Source organism: Stenotrophomonas sp. YAU14D1_LEIMI4_1 (assembly GCF_003086815.1).
Taxonomy (GTDB): domain Bacteria; phylum Pseudomonadota; class Gammaproteobacteria; order Xanthomonadales; family Xanthomonadaceae; genus Stenotrophomonas.
Window position 1 is genome coordinate 3,959,702 of the sequence record NZ_CP025997.1, and the last position, 16,113, is coordinate 3,975,814.

14 protein-coding genes are annotated in these 16,113 nt (G+C 67.1%); 7 read left to right on the forward strand and 7 right to left on the reverse strand.

From position 1 onward, the window contains the following. Positions 1–48: 48 nt before the first annotated feature. Entirely contained in the window at positions 49–1,161 is a 1,113-nt protein-coding gene (gene hppD, locus C1932_RS18145; protein WP_199911980.1) for a 4-hydroxyphenylpyruvate dioxygenase, read from the reverse strand. A gap of 129 nt (positions 1,162–1,290) precedes the next feature. On the opposite strand from hppD, the gene C1932_RS18150 reads away from it, so the two are divergent. Then, complete coding sequence (locus C1932_RS18150; protein ID WP_108754407.1) at positions 1,291–1,785, forward strand: MarR family transcriptional regulator; 495 nt, start codon at positions 1,291–1,293, stop codon at positions 1,783–1,785. 130 nt (positions 1,786–1,915) lie between these two features. Here the strand turns inward: C1932_RS18150 and C1932_RS18155 are convergent, their stop codons facing one another. From C1932_RS18155 to C1932_RS18170, 4 genes are all read right to left on the reverse strand, one after another. Further along, positions 1,916–3,055: a hypothetical protein gene (locus C1932_RS18155; RefSeq protein ID WP_108763098.1), complete on the reverse strand. Its 1,140-nt coding sequence runs from the start codon at positions 3,053–3,055 to the stop codon at positions 1,916–1,918. 146 nt (positions 3,056–3,201) lie between these two features. After that, the gene (locus C1932_RS18160) at positions 3,202–3,813 is read right to left on the reverse strand and encodes a thioredoxin family protein (RefSeq protein ID WP_108763099.1); all 612 of its coding nucleotides are present in this window, start codon (positions 3,811–3,813) and stop codon (positions 3,202–3,204) included. A 17-nt stretch (positions 3,814–3,830) separates the two neighbouring features. Then, a complete protein-coding gene (locus tag C1932_RS18165) occupies positions 3,831–5,330 on the reverse strand; it encodes an oligopeptide:H+ symporter (RefSeq protein ID WP_108757389.1) in 1,500 nt (499 codons plus the stop codon). A gap of 180 nt (positions 5,331–5,510) precedes the next feature. Further along, the gene (locus C1932_RS18170; RefSeq protein WP_108754411.1) at positions 5,511–6,386 is read right to left on the reverse strand and encodes a tryptophan 2,3-dioxygenase family protein; all 876 of its coding nucleotides are present in this window, start codon (positions 6,384–6,386) and stop codon (positions 5,511–5,513) included. Positions 6,387–6,721: 335 nt separating this feature from the next. Between C1932_RS18170 and pdhA the strand changes: the two genes are divergently transcribed. The 4 genes from pdhA to C1932_RS18190 are packed head-to-tail and all read left to right on the forward strand — an operon-like array spanning position 6,722 to position 10,604. After that, entirely contained in the window at positions 6,722–7,804 is a 1,083-nt protein-coding gene (gene pdhA / locus C1932_RS18175; protein WP_108763100.1) for a pyruvate dehydrogenase (acetyl-transferring) E1 component subunit alpha, read from the forward strand. Next, positions 7,797–8,864: an alpha-ketoacid dehydrogenase subunit beta gene (locus tag C1932_RS18180; protein ID WP_108751115.1), complete on the forward strand. Its 1,068-nt coding sequence runs from the start codon at positions 7,797–7,799 to the stop codon at positions 8,862–8,864. Before pdhA ends, C1932_RS18180 begins: the two co-directional genes overlap by 8 nt. 1 nt (position 8,865) lies before the next feature. Continuing rightward, on the forward strand, positions 8,866–9,219 hold the full coding sequence (locus C1932_RS18185) for an SH3 domain-containing protein (RefSeq protein WP_108751116.1): 354 nt from the start codon (positions 8,866–8,868) through the stop codon (positions 9,217–9,219). Further along, positions 9,216–10,604, forward strand: a complete 1,389-nt coding sequence (locus C1932_RS18190; RefSeq protein WP_108763101.1) for a dihydrolipoamide acetyltransferase family protein — start codon at positions 9,216–9,218, stop codon at positions 10,602–10,604. The genes C1932_RS18185 and C1932_RS18190 overlap by 4 nt, the downstream gene beginning before the upstream one ends. A 311-nt stretch (positions 10,605–10,915) precedes the next feature. Here the strand turns inward: C1932_RS18190 and C1932_RS18195 are convergent, their stop codons facing one another. Then, complete coding sequence (locus C1932_RS18195) at positions 10,916–11,551, reverse strand: NAD(P)H-binding protein (protein ID WP_108763102.1); 636 nt, start codon at positions 11,549–11,551, stop codon at positions 10,916–10,918. Positions 11,552–11,657: 106 nt separating this feature from the next. Between C1932_RS18195 and C1932_RS18200 the strand changes: the two genes are divergently transcribed. Beyond that, positions 11,658–13,196 (forward strand): GGDEF domain-containing protein, encoded by a 1,539-nt coding sequence (locus C1932_RS18200; RefSeq protein ID WP_108751120.1) that lies wholly within the window; start codon positions 11,658–11,660, stop codon positions 13,194–13,196. A gap of 73 nt (positions 13,197–13,269) precedes the next feature. Here the strand turns inward: C1932_RS18200 and C1932_RS18205 are convergent, their stop codons facing one another. Next, on the reverse strand, positions 13,270–14,196 hold the full coding sequence (locus C1932_RS18205) for a DUF808 domain-containing protein (RefSeq protein ID WP_108763103.1): 927 nt from the start codon (positions 14,194–14,196) through the stop codon (positions 13,270–13,272). A 213-nt stretch (positions 14,197–14,409) separates the two neighbouring features. On the opposite strand from C1932_RS18205, the gene C1932_RS18210 reads away from it, so the two are divergent. Continuing rightward, positions 14,410–16,053 carry an AarF/UbiB family protein gene (locus C1932_RS18210; protein WP_234412399.1) on the forward strand — a complete coding sequence of 548 codons (1,644 nt, stop codon included), beginning with the start codon at positions 14,410–14,412 and terminating at the stop codon, positions 16,051–16,053. Positions 16,054–16,113: the final 60 nt, after the last annotated feature.

Sequence of the window (16,113 nt, forward strand, 5' to 3'; positions counted from 1 at the left end):
GCCGCCGGGCATGGCCCGGCGCTACCGAGGGTGGTGCGTGCGGTGACCTTACAGCACGCCGCGGCGGATCTGGTCGCGCTCGATGCTTTCGAACAGCGCGGTGAAGTTGCCTTCGCCGAAGCCTTCGTTGCCCTTGCGCTGGATGATCTCGAAGAAGATCGGGCCGATGCAGTTCTGGGTGAAGATCTGCAGCAGCTTGCGCTGGTGGGTTTCCGGGTCGGCGTCGATCAGGATCTTGTTCCTGGCCAGGCGCGCCACGTCTTCACCGTGGTTGGGCACGCGCTGGTCGATCACATCGAAATAGGTTTCCGGCGTATCCAGGAAATCCACGCCCTGCGCGCGCATGGCTTCGACGGTTTCATAGATGTTGTCGGTGAAACAGGCGATGTGCTGGATGCCCTCACCCTTGTAGGCGTCCAGGTATTCGTTGATCTGGCTCTTCGGGTCGGACGATTCGTTCAGCGGAATGCGCACGATGCCGTCCGGTGCGGTCATCGCCTTGGACACCAGGCCGGTCTTCAGGCCCTTGATGTCGAAGTAGCGGATCTCGCGGAAGTTGAACAGGCGCTCGTAGTAATCCGACCACTGCTGCATGTTGCCGAAGTACAGGTTGTGGGTCAGGTGGTCGATGAAGGTCAGGCCGAAGCCGAACGGGTGCAGGTCGGCACCGGGCACGGCCTCGTAGTCGCCATCGAAGATGCTGCCGGCAGCGCCGTAGCGGTCCACCAGGTACAGCATGCAATCGCCGATGCCCTTGATGACTGGTGCGTTGACGGCCTTGCTGTCCGGCTTGAAGGCCACCGCTTCGGCGCCGTTGCCCAGCGCGGTCTGGTAGACCTCAGCGCCCGGCTTCTGGAAGCGGATGGCGAAGCCGCAGGCACAGGGGCCGTGCTTTTCGGCGAAGTCGGCGGCGAACGAGTCGGGGTCTTCGTTGACCAGGAAGTTGACGTCGCCCTGGCGATAGACGGTAATCGGGCGCTGCTTGTGCTTGAGCACCGCGCTGAAGCCCATCCTGCGGAAGTAATCGTGCAGTTCCTGGCCACGGCCGGCCGGGGCGGCGAATTCGACGAACTCGAAACCATCGATGCCCATCGGGTTTTCGAAGGTGGTGACCTGCATGCCGGGGTTCGGGTGCGAGGCGGTCGGGACGGCGGTATTCATGGCGTGGCTCCGAATCGGTGCCGCATCGGCACAAACCAGGTGCGGGCGGGGTTGGACCCGGCGAGAATGCAGGGTACGGACCCAACCTTTATAGTTACAACTGAAACCACCAGCAAGGTGCACCGCAGCATGAACCCAGCCGATCCCGCCTCTACCCGCGTGCGCGCCTCGCACGTCCTGCTCGACCTGGAACAGTTCCTGCCTTACCGGCTGAGCGTGCTGTCCAACCGGGTCAGCGGCAACATCGCCAAGCTGTACGGCGACCGCTATGGCCTGGCCATTCCCGAGTGGCGGGTGATCACCATTTTGGCGCTGTACCCGGGCTCGTCGGCCAGTGAGGTGTCCGACCGCACGGCCATGGACAAGGTGGCCGTCAGCCGGGCCGTGGCGCGGCTGCTGGAGCGCGGCTTCATCAAGCGCGAAACCCATGGCGATGACCGCCGCCGCTCGGTGCTGGCGCTGTCGGCGGCCGGCTTCGAGGTGTACGAAACCATTGCGCCGCTGGTGATCGAGATCACCCGCAAGCTGATGTCGGTGCTGAGCGAGGAAGAGGAGCAGCTGCTGGAAAAGCTGATCCTGCGGCTGGCCGGCGATGGCCTGGAGCGGATGGGCGAAGGGGTTTAACCCCACCTAGCCTGGCGTTGTTCCGGGGTCAGAGCCCTTTCCTGCGGAAAGGGATCCGACCCCAAGGCTTCGGTTGGTTTGGTGGGGTCAGAGCCCTTTCCTGCGGAAAGGGATCCGACCCCGAGCGGGGTCAGCTCAGGTGCTTGCGCCGGGCATGGATCCACGGCACGGCCAGGGCGGCAATGGCGCCGCCAGCGAACCCCAGCGAGGCGGCCACGGTGGCCGCTTCCACCGCGCCCGGCAGGGCCAGCGCAGCGGTGACCAGCAACAGCGAAGGCAGGCCGACGAAGGTGCCCAGGAAGAAGGTCCAGCGCGGCGACCAGGTGTTGAGCTGCAGCAGGCTGACCGGCTGCCAGGCGTCGCCGGCGGTGTCCTCGGCAATCTTCGCCACCACCTTGGCCAGGTCCACTTCCGGCACCAGCTTGCCCGGGCGAGCCGCGGCAATGGCGTCGGCCACTGCGTCCACCGGCGGGAAACTGGCCGGCCACGCCGCCGGCGCCGTCACGCCGTAGGCGGTCAACAGCGGCACGCTCAGCCACGGGGCCAGCAGCGGCCGCAGCTTGCGCCGGCCGTACACACACCAGATCTGCGGCTGGCCATGGGCGGTCACGCTGTACAGCGCCAGTTCGCCCGGCGGCGGATAGCCCAGCATGGTCACCCGTGCGGCCAGGCTGTCCTGGTCCATGGCACGCAGGAAGCCGGGGCGGCTGCGCCCTTCCTGCATCCAGGCCAGGCCCAGCGCGCCGACCAGCCAGGCTTCGGCCACATCCTTGCTGCCGGCGCTGGCGCGCTCATCGCTGGCCAGGTACCAGGCCAGCGATTTCGGTTCGGCCACGTCCTGCACGCCCCAGCGGCTGTCATCGCCCAGCACGTGGCGCACCGGCAGCCGGGCCGGTGCGGTCTCACCGCGTTCGCCGGTCTGCAGAAACGGCAGCACGCCCTGGATGAAGCTGGACAGATCGATGGTACGCAGGCCACTGCCCTGCCATTCGGCGGGCAGCAGGCCGGTCAACTGGCCTTCGGCGGCCAGCCGGTCCAGGCGGGCCTTCTGCTCGACCAGTTTCTGCACGGCGCCCTTCAGCACCACGTTGTCGGGCAGCGCGATCTGCGGCAGCCGGTAGCGCGGCGGCGCAAGTTCCAGCGTGTCTTCGCCGGTACCGGCATCGTCCAGCAGGGTTTCCTGCGCGGGCAGGCCTACGCCTTCGGGGGCCGCGCCGTCGGCCGGTGTGCTGGCGGGGTCGGGCGATCGGTCGGCGTGGTCGCTGTGCATGGGCGCTCCTGCGGGTGGGGGCGGCAGTCGATTCGACTGAGGTCCTTGCCGTTAGCGGCCATGGAGGGGATTTCTGTAACCGTCGTGCACGGCAGTCGAGCAAGCAGCGCCGTCGAGCATGGCTCGACTCTACAGGGGGGGCGGGGTCAGCGCGGGGGCGCCCACTTTTCCAGGAAGGCCATGAAGCGGGCACGCTGGTAGCCCTTGCCTTCGCCCTTGGGCTTTTCCAGTTCGCCGGTGAACTGCGACTGCAGCAGGGTGCCGTCGGCGTCCAGCACGAACAGGTGCGGGTAGCCCTTCACCTGCGGGTACTGCGACAGGAAGGCGGTGTTCTCGTTGTCTTCGCTGTAGTTCACCTTCATCCAGACGAAGTTCGCATCGCGCAGGCGGCGCACTTCGGCATCGCCTTCGATGAACTTGTCCATGAGGTGGCACCACGAACACCACTCGCCGCCCACGTCCAGGATGATGCGCTTGTTGCCGCGCTGCGCTTCCACCTTGGCCGTTTCCAGATCGGCCTGCGGGTCGCGGGCCGGGTCGAAGCTGGCGTTGAGGCCGGCAATGGCGGCGATATCGGCCGCCGCCGGGGTGTTGCCCGAGGCCACCGGCACGCTGGGGTCAGCGGCCGGTGGCTCGGTGGGGCGGGTATCCAGGGGCTGGGTGGGTTCGGCCGGTGCCGGCGGCGGTTGCTGGGAACAGGCGCTGATCAGCGCTGCACACATCACGGCCACCACGGCCCTGCCGAACGTTGTACGCATGCCCACTGCCCTCGCGATTACTTGACGCCGTGCATCAGCTTGTTGATCAGCGGCGCGATCAGGAACAGGACCACGCCCGAACCGATCAACGCCCAGAACCCGAAGGTATACCCCTTCAGTGCCGATTCGATCGTCATGCCGCCTTCACCGCTGACCGCACCGGCGAAGATGCCCGACAGGTTGTTGCCGATGCCGGTGGACAGGAACCAGCCGCCCATGCCGAAGCCGACCAGGCGCACCGGGGCCAGCTTGGTCACCATCGACAGGCCGATGGGCGACAGGCACAGCTCACCCACCGACTGGATGACGTAGACCATGAACAGGGTCCAGAACGGGATCTTGCCGTCCACGACCATCTGCGACAGGGCGAACATCAGCAGGGCGAAGGCGGCGCCGTTGAACAGCAGGCCCAGGCCGAACTTGCGCGGGATGGACGGATTGGCGCGGCCCATGGCCACCCAGATCCAGGCAATGATCGGGGCCAGGGTGATGATGGCCACCGAGTTCACCGACTGGAACCACGCGGTCGGGAAGGTCCAGTCACCGAACTGGCGGTTGACGATGTTTTCGGCCAGGAAGGTGAACGAGCTGCCGGCCTGTTCGAAGAACATCCAGAACATCACGTTGAAGGCGAAGATGATCAGCATGGCGATCACGCGGTCGCGCTGCACCTTGCCCTCGCGGATGCCTTCCACCAGCAGCAGGATGGCCAGGGCGGTGAACATGGCGCCCAGGATCCAGGCCAGCGCGGTAGCACCGGTGGCCAGCAGGAAGTAGGCCACCGGAATGGCGACCACGGCACCGGCCAGCACCATCACGATGCGACCGAAGCCTTCGGCACCGGCCGGCGGTGCGCCAATGCCCTTCAGGCCGGCACGACCGATGTAGAACCACACCAGCGAGATCAGCATGCCCACGCCCGAGGCGATGAACACGACCTTGTACGACGGCATTTCCGAGGTGCCGAACACCTTGCGCGCCAGCCATTCGGTCAGCACCGGGGCGATCATCGCGCCGATGTTGATGCCCATGTAGAAGATGGTGAAGCCGGAATCGCGGCGTTCGTCCTTCAGGCCGTACAGCTTGCCCACCATGGTGGAGATGTTCGGCTTGAACAGCCCGTTGCCGACAATGATCGTGGCCAGGCCGAGCTTGAAGATGTGCTCCTGCGGCAGCGAGATCATGAACAGGCCGGCGGCCATGATGACCGCGCCGGTCAGGATCGAGCGCTGGTAGCCCAGCACCCGGTCGGCCACGTAGCCACCGAAGATGGCCGCGGCGTAGACCAGCGCCAGGTAGGCGCCATAGATGCGGCTGGCATCGCCTTCACCGGCGGCATTGCCGCTGTAGAACTGCGAGACGATGTACAGCACCAAGGCCCAGCGGATGCCGTAGAACGCAAAGCGTTCCCAGAATTCGGTCATGAACAGCATCCACAGCGGGCGCGGGTGGCCCAGCGTGGTCTTGAAGTCCGGCAGCGCCGGTTCTGGGGTGTTCGCAGTGGCGTCTAGGCTCATGCGGGTTTCCTGGTTCGGTGGATGGACGGCACATCCGCTGTGCGCTGGAGCAACGCGCGAGGATCACCGACTTGTGGCGTTCACGTCAAATACACGCCGTTTGAGGCAGGTCACGACCTGCTCGCTGAACTTGCATCTGAAACGATCCAGCCGGTCGCGGCAGGTCAAGCTGAATGGGGATCAGGCCTGATCTGCCGGGGGCCCGGCCTGCAGGGTGCTGCGCACCTGGAACAGTTCGGGGAAGAAGGTCAGCTCCAGCGCCTGCCGCAGGAAGCCCACGCCGGACGAGCCACCGGTGCCGCGCTTGAAGCCGATCACCCGCATCACGGTGCGCATGTGGCGGAAGCGCCAGAGCTGGAACGCGGTTTCCAGGTCAACCAGGTCTTCGCACAACGAATACTCGCGCCAGTAGCGGTCAGTGTCCTGGTAGATGCGTTCGAACACCGGCTGCAGGGCGTCGTCGGCCACGTGCGGCTGGGTCCAGTCGTGGCTGTCGTACAGCGCCGGCACGGCATGGCCGAAGCGGGCCAGGTACTTCAGGAATTCCTCGTACAGGCTGGGCGCTTCCAGCACGGTGCGCAGCTGCGCCTGGCCGGCCGGGTCGTGCTCGAACACCTGCAGCATCTGCGCGTTCTTGTTGCCCAGCAGGAACTCGATGTAGCGGTACTGCAGCGACTGGAAGCCCGAGGACGGGCCCAGCACGTCGCGGAAGCCCATGTACTCGGACGGGGTCAAGGTTTCCAGCACCGACCACTGTTCGGTCAGCTGGCGCAGCACCTGCTTGCTGCGGGCCAGCACCTTGCGGCACTGCCAGACCTCATCGCGCTGCAGGAAGCCGATCGCCGCACGCAGCTCGTGGCCCAGCAGCTTCAGCCACAGCTCCGAGGTCTGGTGCTGGATGATGAACAGCATCTCGTCGTGGTGCGGCGGGTTGGACAGCGGCTGCTGCGCGCTCAGCAGCTGGTCCAGCCGCAGGTAGCCGCCATAGGTCAGGCGCCCCTGCAGATCGGTGTGGATGCCAGCTTCGAGATCGCGTTGGTTGTTGTCGACGGACATGGGCGGGACCAGATCAGGGGCGGCAAGGGTAGCGCGTTGCCGCCGCGCTGGCAGCGGCGCCCACCGTACCGGGGCGTGCGGTGGCCCGAGGAGCCAGCCGCGATCCCCCGGCTGCGCGTGGAACCGTTTGCGCCGTTGCGCCAGCAGTCAGCCAAAGGCGTATTCTGATGCTTTGCAGCAACGACTGAATACGTTGTTGTTATTGGCCCCCCACCCGTCGGCAGGGGTACAACGGGGAATTGCCGTGTTGCGCCGCAGGAAGGCTATTTCGTACGCCTTCCTTAACATGGCGATTCATATCATTTGTAACTTCTCTGTCGAAGGTGCAGTACGCAATGACGGTAGCCGCCGAGTTCAAGATCGAATACCTGCAGTACCTGGACGCGGACGGCAAGCTCGTCCGCAACGACCTGCCCGAATCCCTGAAGGATCCGGCTGTCCTGGTGCCGCTGTTCAAGCAGATGCTGTACGTGCGCACGTTCGACAGCAAATCCATCGCGCTGCAGCGCACCGGCAAGCTGGGCACCTATGCCGCCTGCCTGGGCCACGAGGCCGCGCACGTGGGTATTGGCGCCGCGATGAAGCAGGGTGACGTGTTCGCCCCCAGCTACCGCGAGTACGGCGCCATGTTCATGCGTGGCGTGCGCCCGTACGACGTGCTGATGTACTGGGGCGGCGACGAGCGCGGCAACGACTACACCGGCAACGCGGTCAAGGACTTCCCGTTCTGCGTGCCGATTTCCACCCAGTGCCTGCATGCCGCCGGCGCTGCGCTGAAGTTCAAGTTGAACAACGAAGCGCAGATCGCGGTGGCGGTGTGCGGCGATGGCGGCAGCTCCAAGACCGACTTCTACGCCGCGCTCAATTCGGCCGGTGCCTACAAGCTGCCGCTGATCCTGTGCATCGTCAACAACGGCTGGGCCATCTCGGTGCCGCGTTCGGCCCAGACCGGCGCTGAAACCCTGGCCCAGAAGGGTCTGGCCGGTGGCCTGCACTGCCTGCAGGTGGACGGCAACGACCTGATTGCGGTGCTGGCCGCGATGGAACAGGCGCGCGAACGCGGCCTGGCCGGCGAAGGCGGCACGGTGCTGGAACTGATGACCTACCGCCTGTCCGACCACACCACCGCCGACGACGCCCGCCGCTACCGCGACGACGCCGAAGTGAAGGACGCCTGGACCCGCGAGCCGATGCTGCGCCTGCGCAAGTACCTGGTCGCCCAGGGCGTGTGGAGCGAAGCAGAAGAAAAGACCTGGGTCGAGCAGTGCGCGGCCAAGGTGGACGAGGAAGTGAACCAGTACCTCAACACCCCGGTGCAGCCGGTCGAGGCCATGTTCGACTACCTGTATGCCGACCCGCCGGCGGACCTGCTGGCCCAGCGCGCGGCTGCCATTGCCCTGGAGCAGCGCCATGGATGAGATCAAGCACGGCGCTTCCGCTTCCCAGGCCAATGCCGCCGACAGCGCCGCTGTCGCCGGTGGAGACATCGCAATGACCGCTACCCCCATCACCCTGATCGAAGCCATCACCCAGGCCCTTGCCTGGGAGCTGGAACACGACCCGTCGGTGCTGGTGCTGGGCGAGGACGTGGGCGTGAACGGCGGCGTGTTCCGCGCCACCGCCGGCCTGCAGCAGCGCTTCGGTTCGCAGCGCATCCTCGACACCCCGCTGGATGAAACCACCATTGCCGGCCTGACCGTCGGCCTGGCCGCACAGGGCATGAAGCCGGTGGCCGAAGCCCAGTTCGACGGCTTCGTCTACCCGATGGTGGACCACATCATCTGCCACGCCGCGCGCCTGCGTACTCGTACCCGTGGCCGCCTGCACTGCCCGATGGTGCTGCGCGTGCCGTGGGGCGGTGGCATCCGCGCGCCGGAACACCACAGCGAAGCCAACGAATCGATCTTCACCAACGTGCCGGGCCTGCGCGTGGTGCTGCCGTCCAGCCCGCAGCGTGCCTATGGCCTGCTGCTGGCCGCCATGCGCGATCCCGATCCGGTGATCTACATGGAACCCAAGCGCATCTACCGCCAGTACAAGGAAGTGGTCGTCAACGACGGCGAAGCGCTGCCGCTGGATGTCTGCTTCGTGCTGCGCGACGGCACCGACGTGACCCTGGTTGCCTGGGGCGCACAGGTGAAGGAAGCGCTGGAAGCGGCCGACAAGCTGGCCGGCGAAGGCATCAGCGCCGAGGTGATCGACGTGGCCACCCTGCGCCCGCTGGACTTTGCCACCATTGCCGAATCGGTGGCCAAGACCGGCCGCTGCGTGGTCGTGCAGGAAGCGCCGAAGACCGCTGGTTTCGGTGCCGAGATTGCCGCCCGCCTGGCCGAAGAATCGCTGTATGACCTGCTGGCCCCGGTCGAGCGCGTTACTGGCTACGACACCCACATTCCGCTGTTCCGCCTGGAAATGAAGTACCTGCCCAGCGTGGATCGGATCGTGACCGCGGCCAAGCGCGCGGTGGCGGCGGGCTGACATGCGGGCCCGCCTGCTGGGGGCTTACCGCAGCCAATATTCCAATCCGCTCCGGTTCCGCACCGGCCAGATCGTCGAAGTGGGTGTACGTGACGAAGAATGGCCGGCGTTTGCCTGGGTACGCAGCAACGATGGGCGCGCCGGCTGGGCGCCCGTCGCCTGGCTGCAGCCGCTGGACGAAGGTCGCGCCGAAGCTCTGCGCGACTACGACGCCCGCGAGCTGGATGTGGAAAGCGGCGAGATGGTGAAGCTGCATCACGAACATGGTGGGTGGTGGTGGTCCGAGCGCGCCAACGGCGCGACGGGCTGGCTGCCTGCCCGCGAACTGGAACTGCTGGAAGAGAACTGCACATGAGCCAGACCAAGAACTTCAACCTGCCCGACCTGGGCGAAGGCCTGCCGGACGCAACCATCGTGGAATGGTTCGTGAAGGAAGGTGATGTCATCAAGCTGGACGAACCGCTGGTGTCGATGGAAACGGCCAAGGCCGTGGTGGAAGTGCCCTCGCCGGTGTCCGGCAAGGTGCTGAAGCTGTCCGGCGCGGCCGGCGACATCATTCCCACCGGTTCGGTGCTGGCCAGCTTCGAGATCGACCCGAACCTGCCGCAGCGCGCCGATGGCCAGGACACCGGCCACAGCCACGGCCATGCCCCGGCACCGGCTGCCGCCGCACCGACCCCGCCGCCCATTCCGACTGCAGCCCCGGCCGCGGCCGTGGCCGAAGAAGCCAAGGCCGAGCGCGATGACGCCGGCACCGTGGTCGGCGCCATGCAGAGCTCCAACGCCGTACATACCGAACAGGCGCTGGCCGTCGGTGGCGTCAAGGCCGTGCCGGCCGTGCGTGCCACCGCGCGCAAGCTGGGCGTGGACCTGTCGCGCGTGCGTGCCACCGGCGCCGATGGCGCGGTGACCATGGCCGACGTCAAGCAGGCCGCCGCCAACGGCACCGCCAAGCTGGGCGCCGCCCCGGCACCGGCTTCTGCCGCTGCTTATGCAGCGCCGGCCCCGGCGCAGGTGTCGGCACCGGTGCAGAGCGAAGCCCGCACCCCGCTGTCGGCTGCCGGCAAGCCCATGCGCACCCAGCCGCCGGGCGTGGTCGCCAAGGGCCAGCCGGAACCGCTGAAGGGCGTGCGCCGCAACATGGCGCGGGTGATGGCCGACGCGCACAGCAAGGTCGTGCCGACCACGCTGAACGACGACGCTGACATCCACGCCTGGCTGCCGGGCAACGACGTGACCGCGCGCCTGGTGCGTTCGATCGTGGTGGCCGCGCAGAAGGTGCCGGCCATGAATGCCTGGTTCGACGGTGACGCACTGACCCGCACCCTGCACGCGCAGGTGGACATCGGGATTGCCGTGGACACCGACGACGGCCTGTTCGTGCCGGCCCTGCGCAATGCCGACATGCTCGACGCGCGCGGCATCCGCGAAGGCGTGAACCGTCTGCGCGAGCAGGTGGAATCGCGTTCCATCGCCGCCTCGGAACTGAGTGGCTACACCATCTCGCTGTCCAACTTCGGCATGTTCGCCGGCCGCTACGCCACCCCGGTGGTCGTGCCGCCGTGCGTAGCCATCGTCGGTGCCGGCCGTGCCCGCCACCAGATGACCCCGGTGATGGGCGGCGTGGAAGCGCACAAGGTCATCCCGCTGTCGGTCACCTTCGACCACCGCGCGGCCACCGGCGGCGAAGCAGCCCGCTTCCTGCGCGCGATGATGGACGACCTCGCGCTGGCCAGCTGATCGACCCATTGATGGGTGGGTGTTGACTGAAAAACGCCGGGCACTGCACGGCGTTTTTTTGTGGGCGAAACGTGGCGATGAACTGCCTTGGCATTTGCCTTGGCATTTGCCTTGGCATTTGCCTTGGCATTTGCCTTGGCATTTGCCTTGGTAGAGTCGAGCTTGCTCGACTGCTGTTCGCGAAGAGCAGTCGAGCAAGCTCGACTCTACGAAAAGCGGAGAGCGAAGAGCCAAGGCAGTCGAGCAAGCTCGACTCTACGAAAAGCGGAGAGCGAAGAGCCAAGGCAGTCGAGCAAGCTCGACTCTACCGCTCAGCCCACCAGATCCTGCGACGGCACGACGTGCTCGCCCGGCGCCGGGGCCAGCGCGGCATCCACCAGCGCCCGGGCAATACGCTCGGCCGGGTTGATCCGCCAGGCCCGGGGTAGCACCGGGTCCAGCGCGCCCAGCACCTTCAGTGCGAACGCTTCGCCACGGCGCACCTGCTGGCGATGGCCGCCAATCAAGCCTGGCCGCACCAGGGTGAGCGAGGCGAACTCCAGCGCCCGCAGGTCGCGCTCCAGCTCGCCTTTCACCCGGCTGTAGAACACTGCCGAACGCGGGTTGGCCCCGGCCGCGGAATTCAGCACGAAGGCGCGTGCGCCCTGGGTGCGGGCCGCATGGGCGAAGGCCAGCGGGTAGTCGTGGTCGATCCGGTAGAACGCCTGGCGGCTGCCGGCCTGGGCCATGGTGCTGCCCAGGGCGCAGATGACCGCGTCCACCTGCGCCCAGTCCGGCGCCTCGGGCACTGCGTCGAAGGACAGCACCGGCGCGTGCAGCTTGGCATCACGCAGGTCCAACGGCCGCCGCGTGGGTGCCACCACGGCGCGGCAGCGCGGGTCGTCCAGCAGCATCGGCAGCGCCAGCCCGCCCACCAGCCCGGTCGCCCCCAGCAACATCACACGCATACCCACCCCCACTGCTGCATTCTGTGGCCCCATGCTATCCGTTCAAGCCGTGCGCGGCCGCGCCGATATGCTGGAACCAGCCCCTGCCACCCCCGGGATTCGCTCCATGACGGACCAGCCAGACCACCGCCCTGCCCCCGGCACCGCCCTTGGGCCGCCGGCGCGCGTCCGCGCGGTGGTGGACGATGGCCGGGCCGACCGGGTGGTACTGCAGGGCGGCGGCGGCGTGGCCCTGCAGCAGCTGTTCGCCGGCGCCGATGCGCCCGAGCCGCTGCTGGCCGCCTTCGCCAACGGCATGGCCACCCTGCCCGGCGAGCTGGGCGACATGGGCGACCGCCTGCAGTCGGCCCAGGCCAGCGCCGATTGGCCGCGCTACGGCCGGGCCATGCGCCAGCTGATCGACAAGTACATCCGCACCATCGAACAGCACTCCCCCGATGGCCAGCCCGAAAGCCTGCGCCTGTCCGAACAGTTGCGGCTGCTGCTGGGCGGTGCGGTGGTGGCCCTGCTGCAGCACGACCCCGACCTGCGCGAGCAGGCCCAGGCGCTGGCAACCCGCCTGCGCCAGTGGCAGCCCGGCGTGGCGCTGGAACCCATTGAACAGGGCGTGCGTGAACTCGGCCACCAGGTGGGCGTGCGCGCAGAAAGCTGGCAGGAACAGCAGGCCCTGCTGCTGGAACTGTTCGCCCTTTTGCTGGAAAACGTGAGCGAGCTGCTGGACGACCGCAGCTGGCTGCAGGGCCAGATCACCGCCGTGCAGCAGCTCCTGACCGGCCCGCTGGACACCGAAGCGGTGGAACGCACCCGCGCCGAACTGCGCGAAGTGATCTACAAGCAGGGGCTGCTGCGCCAGGGCATCGATGAATCCAAGGCCGCCATGCGCGGGCTGATGGGCGAGTTCATCGAACGCATGGATGGCATGGCCACCAGCACCGGCGAATACCACGACCGTATCGGCAGCTATGCGCTGCAGCTGCGCGAAGCACGCAGCATCGCCGATCTGAACCAGCTGCTGCAGGAAGTGATGCATGACACCGGCAAGGTGCAGCAGCAGGCGGCGCAGGCACGCGACCATCTGGCCAGCGCGCGCGCCGAGGTGGAACGCGCCGAACAGCGCATCACCGAACTGGAACAGGAACTGCGCGAGGCCGGAGACCTGGCCCGCATCGATCCGCTGACCCAGGCCCTGAACCGCCGCGGCCTGGACGAACTGCTGCAGCGCGAGCTGGCCCGTGCCGCGCGCAACAACACGCCGCTGGGGCTGGCGGTGATCGATCTGGACGACTTCCACCAGACCAACGAGGCCCACGGGCACGCCGGTGGCGATGCACTGCTGCAGCACCTTGTATCGGTGTGCCGGCTGCTGCTGCGGGCCACCGATGGCGTGGCCCGCCTGGGCGGCGATGAATTCGTGCTGGTGCTGCCCGATGCGCAGGGCGCGGACAGCATGGCCACGGTCCAGCGTCTGCAGCGTTCACTGGCGCACCGTGTGCTGACCGTGCGCGACCAGCGCGTGCCGGTGCATTTCAGCGCTGGCTTGGCGCAGTGGCAGCCCGGCGACGATGCGCAGAGCCTGCTGCGGCGGGCCGATGATGCGCTGTACGAGGCCAAGCGCCACGGCAAGAATCGCGTACAGGCGGGATGATGCGATCCGCCGGGCATGGCCCGGCGCTACCGTGCGGGTGGTGGTAGCGCCGTGCCATGACCGGCGGCCATAGTCAGCGCCCGCGCAGCTTCTGCAAGCCGGTTACCGCGGCCAGCACAATGGCGCCGGCCACGATACCCACCACCATGTTCGCCGCCGCGCTGATCAGCCAGCCCCACTGCCCTTCCCCACCCATCGCCTGCACCGCGTGGTGCAGCGCCGGGATGTTGTGCACCAGGATGCCGCCGCCCACCAGGAACATGGCGATGGTGCCGGCCACCGACAGGAACTTCATCAGCCACGGCGCCGAGCGCACCAGGCCCCGCCCGAACGCGGCCACCGCCCCGCCCTTGCGCGACAGGTACAGGCCCACGTCGTCCAGCTTCACGATGCCAGCCACCAGGCCATAGACGAACACCGTCATCGCCAGCGCCACCACGGTCAGGGTCAGCACCTGCTGGGTGAACGAGGCCACCGCCACCACGCCCAGGGTCAGCACGATGATCTCGGCCGACAGGATGAAGTCGGTGCGGACCGCGCCCTTCACCTTGTCCTTTTCCCACGCCACCATGTCCACCTGTTCATCAGCCAGCGCCTTGCGGCGTTCGGCCTGGTGCTCGGCGTCCTCGTCGGCGGAATGCAGGAAGCGGTGCGCCAGCTTTTCCACGCCTTCAAAGCACAGGAAGGCACCGCCGATCATCATCAGCGGCACGATCAGCGGCACGTTCCAGCCACGGCTGTGCAGCCAGGCTTCCAGCGCGCTGATCGCCAGCGCCGCCGGCACCAGGATCACCTTGTTCACCAGCGAGCCCTTGGCCACGGCCCACACCACCGGCAGCTCACGGTTGGCGTTCACGCCGGTGACCTGCTGCGCGTTCAGCGCCAGATCGTCGCCCAGCACGCCGGCGGTCTTCTTTGCGGCAACCTTGGTGAGGATCGAGACGTCGTCCAGCAAGGTGGCAATATCGTCGAGCAGGGCAAACAGACTGGCACCGGCCATGGCACTTCCAGAGAGGGAATGGACGGATTCTGACCGATCAGGGGCAACGGCGGTAGCGGGTTCACCGCGCGCCTACCGCACTGCGGGGACACTGGGGGTGTTGCCCTTCCGCCGGGCGTGGCCCGGCACTACCAACAGGGTGCCGTCGCTTTCAAGGAGTGTCGTTTGAGCAATCCGTCCACCGCCCCGGGCAATCCACCGCTGGTCACAGGCATGAACCGGCGCAGCCAGATCCTGCGCCTGCTGATGCGCTATCGCCATTCCGGCGTGTTTTCCGGCATGAACCTGGACGCGGCGGGCAGCCATACCGACGTGCCGCCCGACGGCAATCCCGAACAGTTCGTCAGCGACCTGGAAGCGCTGGGCCCCACGTTCGTGAAGCTGGGGCAGATGCTGTCCACCCGCCCGGACATGGTGCCGGTGGAGTTCGCCACCGCGCTGGAGCGCATGCAGGAAAAGGTGGCCGCCATTCCAGTGCAGCGCATCCACGCCATCGTGGAACAGGAACTGGGCGCGCCGGTGAACAAACTGTTCGCCTCGTTCGACCCGGAGCCGCTGGGCTGCGCGTCCATTGCGCAGGTGCATCGCGCCGTGCTGCGCGATGGACGCCAGGTGGCCGTGAAGGTGCAGAAGCCGGAAGTGGCCGCGCAACTGCGCTCGGACCTGGAAGCACTGCGCAGCTTCGCCCTGGCCGCCGATCACCTGACCCAGGTGGGCCGCCGCGTGCGCCTGCGCGACTGGCTGAACGAGTTCGCCAAGACCCTGATGCAGGAACTGGATTACCACGCCGAGGCCGAGAACCTGGCGCGCTTCGGTCGTCACCTGAAGCCGTTCCGGCGCCTGTGGGTGCCGCAGCCGCTGTGGGATTTCAGCAGCCAGCGCGTGCTGACCATGGAACTGGCCACTGGCGTGCGTGTGGACGCGATTCCCGGTGTGCGCCGCACCGAACAGGCGATGGACCCGCTGGCCGCCGCGCTGATCCGCGGCTACCTGGACCAGATCTTCGTGCATGGCGAAATCCACGCCGATCCGCACCCGGGCAATCTGCGCGTCACCCCGGATGGGCGCTTGGCCATCTTCGACCTGGGCATGGTGGCGCACATGCCACCGCGGCTGCGCGAGCGCCTGCTGAAAATCCTGTTCGCCGCCGTCGATGGCCGCGGCGAAGAAGTGGCCGACGATCTGATCAGCATCAGCACGCGGCTGGAAGCCTTCGACGAGGAGCGCTACCTGCGCGAAACCGGCCAGTTGATCGCACGCTACGCAGCGAACGGCAATTTTTCCGAAGGCCGCGTGGTGCTGGACATGGTGCGCATCGCCACCTCATGCGGCCTGCGCACGCCGCCGGAACTGAGCCTGCTGGGCAAGGCCCTGCTGAACCTGGAAACGGTGTGCCGCCTGCTGGCACCGGACCTGGATACCCGGCGCATCGTCGAACGCCAGCTTCAGCACGTGATGCGTGCGCGCCTGAAGAAGTCGCTTTCGGCTGCCAATCTGGCCAGCGAAGCGATGGAGCTGCAGCAACTGCTGCGCGACGGGCCGCGCAAGCTGTCAGACATCATGGCGCTTCTGGCCGAGAACCGCCTGCAGATGAAGGTGACCGGGCTGGAAGAATCGCGTCTGATGGAAAACCTGCAGAAGATCGCCAACCGCGTGGCCGCGGGCATCATCAGTGCGGCACTGATCATGGCCGCGTCGCTGATGATGAAGCTGGAGACCGGCTGGCACGTGTTCGGCTACCCCGCCATCGCCCTGCTGTTGATGCTGATCGGCGTGGTGCTGGGCCTGGGCATCGTCACCAGTGCACTGCTGTTCGATCGCCGTGCGCGCGCACGCGAAGAACGCGGGCATCGCTGAAGCGGGCAATGCGTGCGCCGTCTTAATGAAATCGCGTAGCTGTTTTCACGCTGGTTTTAC

Excerpts from the sequence above, each read along its gene's own strand:
- C1932_RS18180 (WP_108751115.1), top strand. The coding sequence starts at position 7,797 with ATGGATGAGATCAAGCACGGCGCTTCCGCTTCCCAGGCCAATGCCGCC.
- C1932_RS18155 (WP_108763098.1), bottom strand. The coding sequence starts at position 3,055 with ATGCACAGCGACCACGCCGACCGATCGCCCGACCCCGCCAGCACACCG.
- C1932_RS18160 (WP_108763099.1), bottom strand. The coding sequence starts at position 3,813 with ATGCGTACAACGTTCGGCAGGGCCGTGGTGGCCGTGATGTGTGCAGCG.
- C1932_RS18150 (WP_108754407.1), top strand. The coding sequence starts at position 1,291 with ATGAACCCAGCCGATCCCGCCTCTACCCGCGTGCGCGCCTCGCACGTC.
- C1932_RS18200 (WP_108751120.1), top strand. The coding sequence starts at position 11,658 with ATGACGGACCAGCCAGACCACCGCCCTGCCCCCGGCACCGCCCTTGGG.
- hppD (WP_199911980.1), bottom strand. The coding sequence starts at position 1,161 with ATGAATACCGCCGTCCCGACCGCCTCGCACCCGAACCCCGGCATGCAG.
- C1932_RS18195 (WP_108763102.1), bottom strand. The coding sequence starts at position 11,551 with ATGCGTGTGATGTTGCTGGGGGCGACCGGGCTGGTGGGCGGGCTGGCG.
- C1932_RS18170 (WP_108754411.1), bottom strand. The coding sequence starts at position 6,386 with ATGTCCGTCGACAACAACCAACGCGATCTCGAAGCTGGCATCCACACC.
- pdhA (WP_108763100.1), top strand. The coding sequence starts at position 6,722 with ATGACGGTAGCCGCCGAGTTCAAGATCGAATACCTGCAGTACCTGGAC.
- C1932_RS18190 (WP_108763101.1), top strand. The coding sequence starts at position 9,216 with ATGAGCCAGACCAAGAACTTCAACCTGCCCGACCTGGGCGAAGGCCTG.
- C1932_RS18165 (WP_108757389.1), bottom strand. The coding sequence starts at position 5,330 with ATGAGCCTAGACGCCACTGCGAACACCCCAGAACCGGCGCTGCCGGAC.
- C1932_RS18210 (WP_234412399.1), top strand. The coding sequence starts at position 14,410 with ATGAACCGGCGCAGCCAGATCCTGCGCCTGCTGATGCGCTATCGCCAT.
- C1932_RS18205 (WP_108763103.1), bottom strand. The coding sequence starts at position 14,196 with ATGGCCGGTGCCAGTCTGTTTGCCCTGCTCGACGATATTGCCACCTTG.
- C1932_RS18185 (WP_108751116.1), top strand. The coding sequence starts at position 8,866 with ATGCGGGCCCGCCTGCTGGGGGCTTACCGCAGCCAATATTCCAATCCG.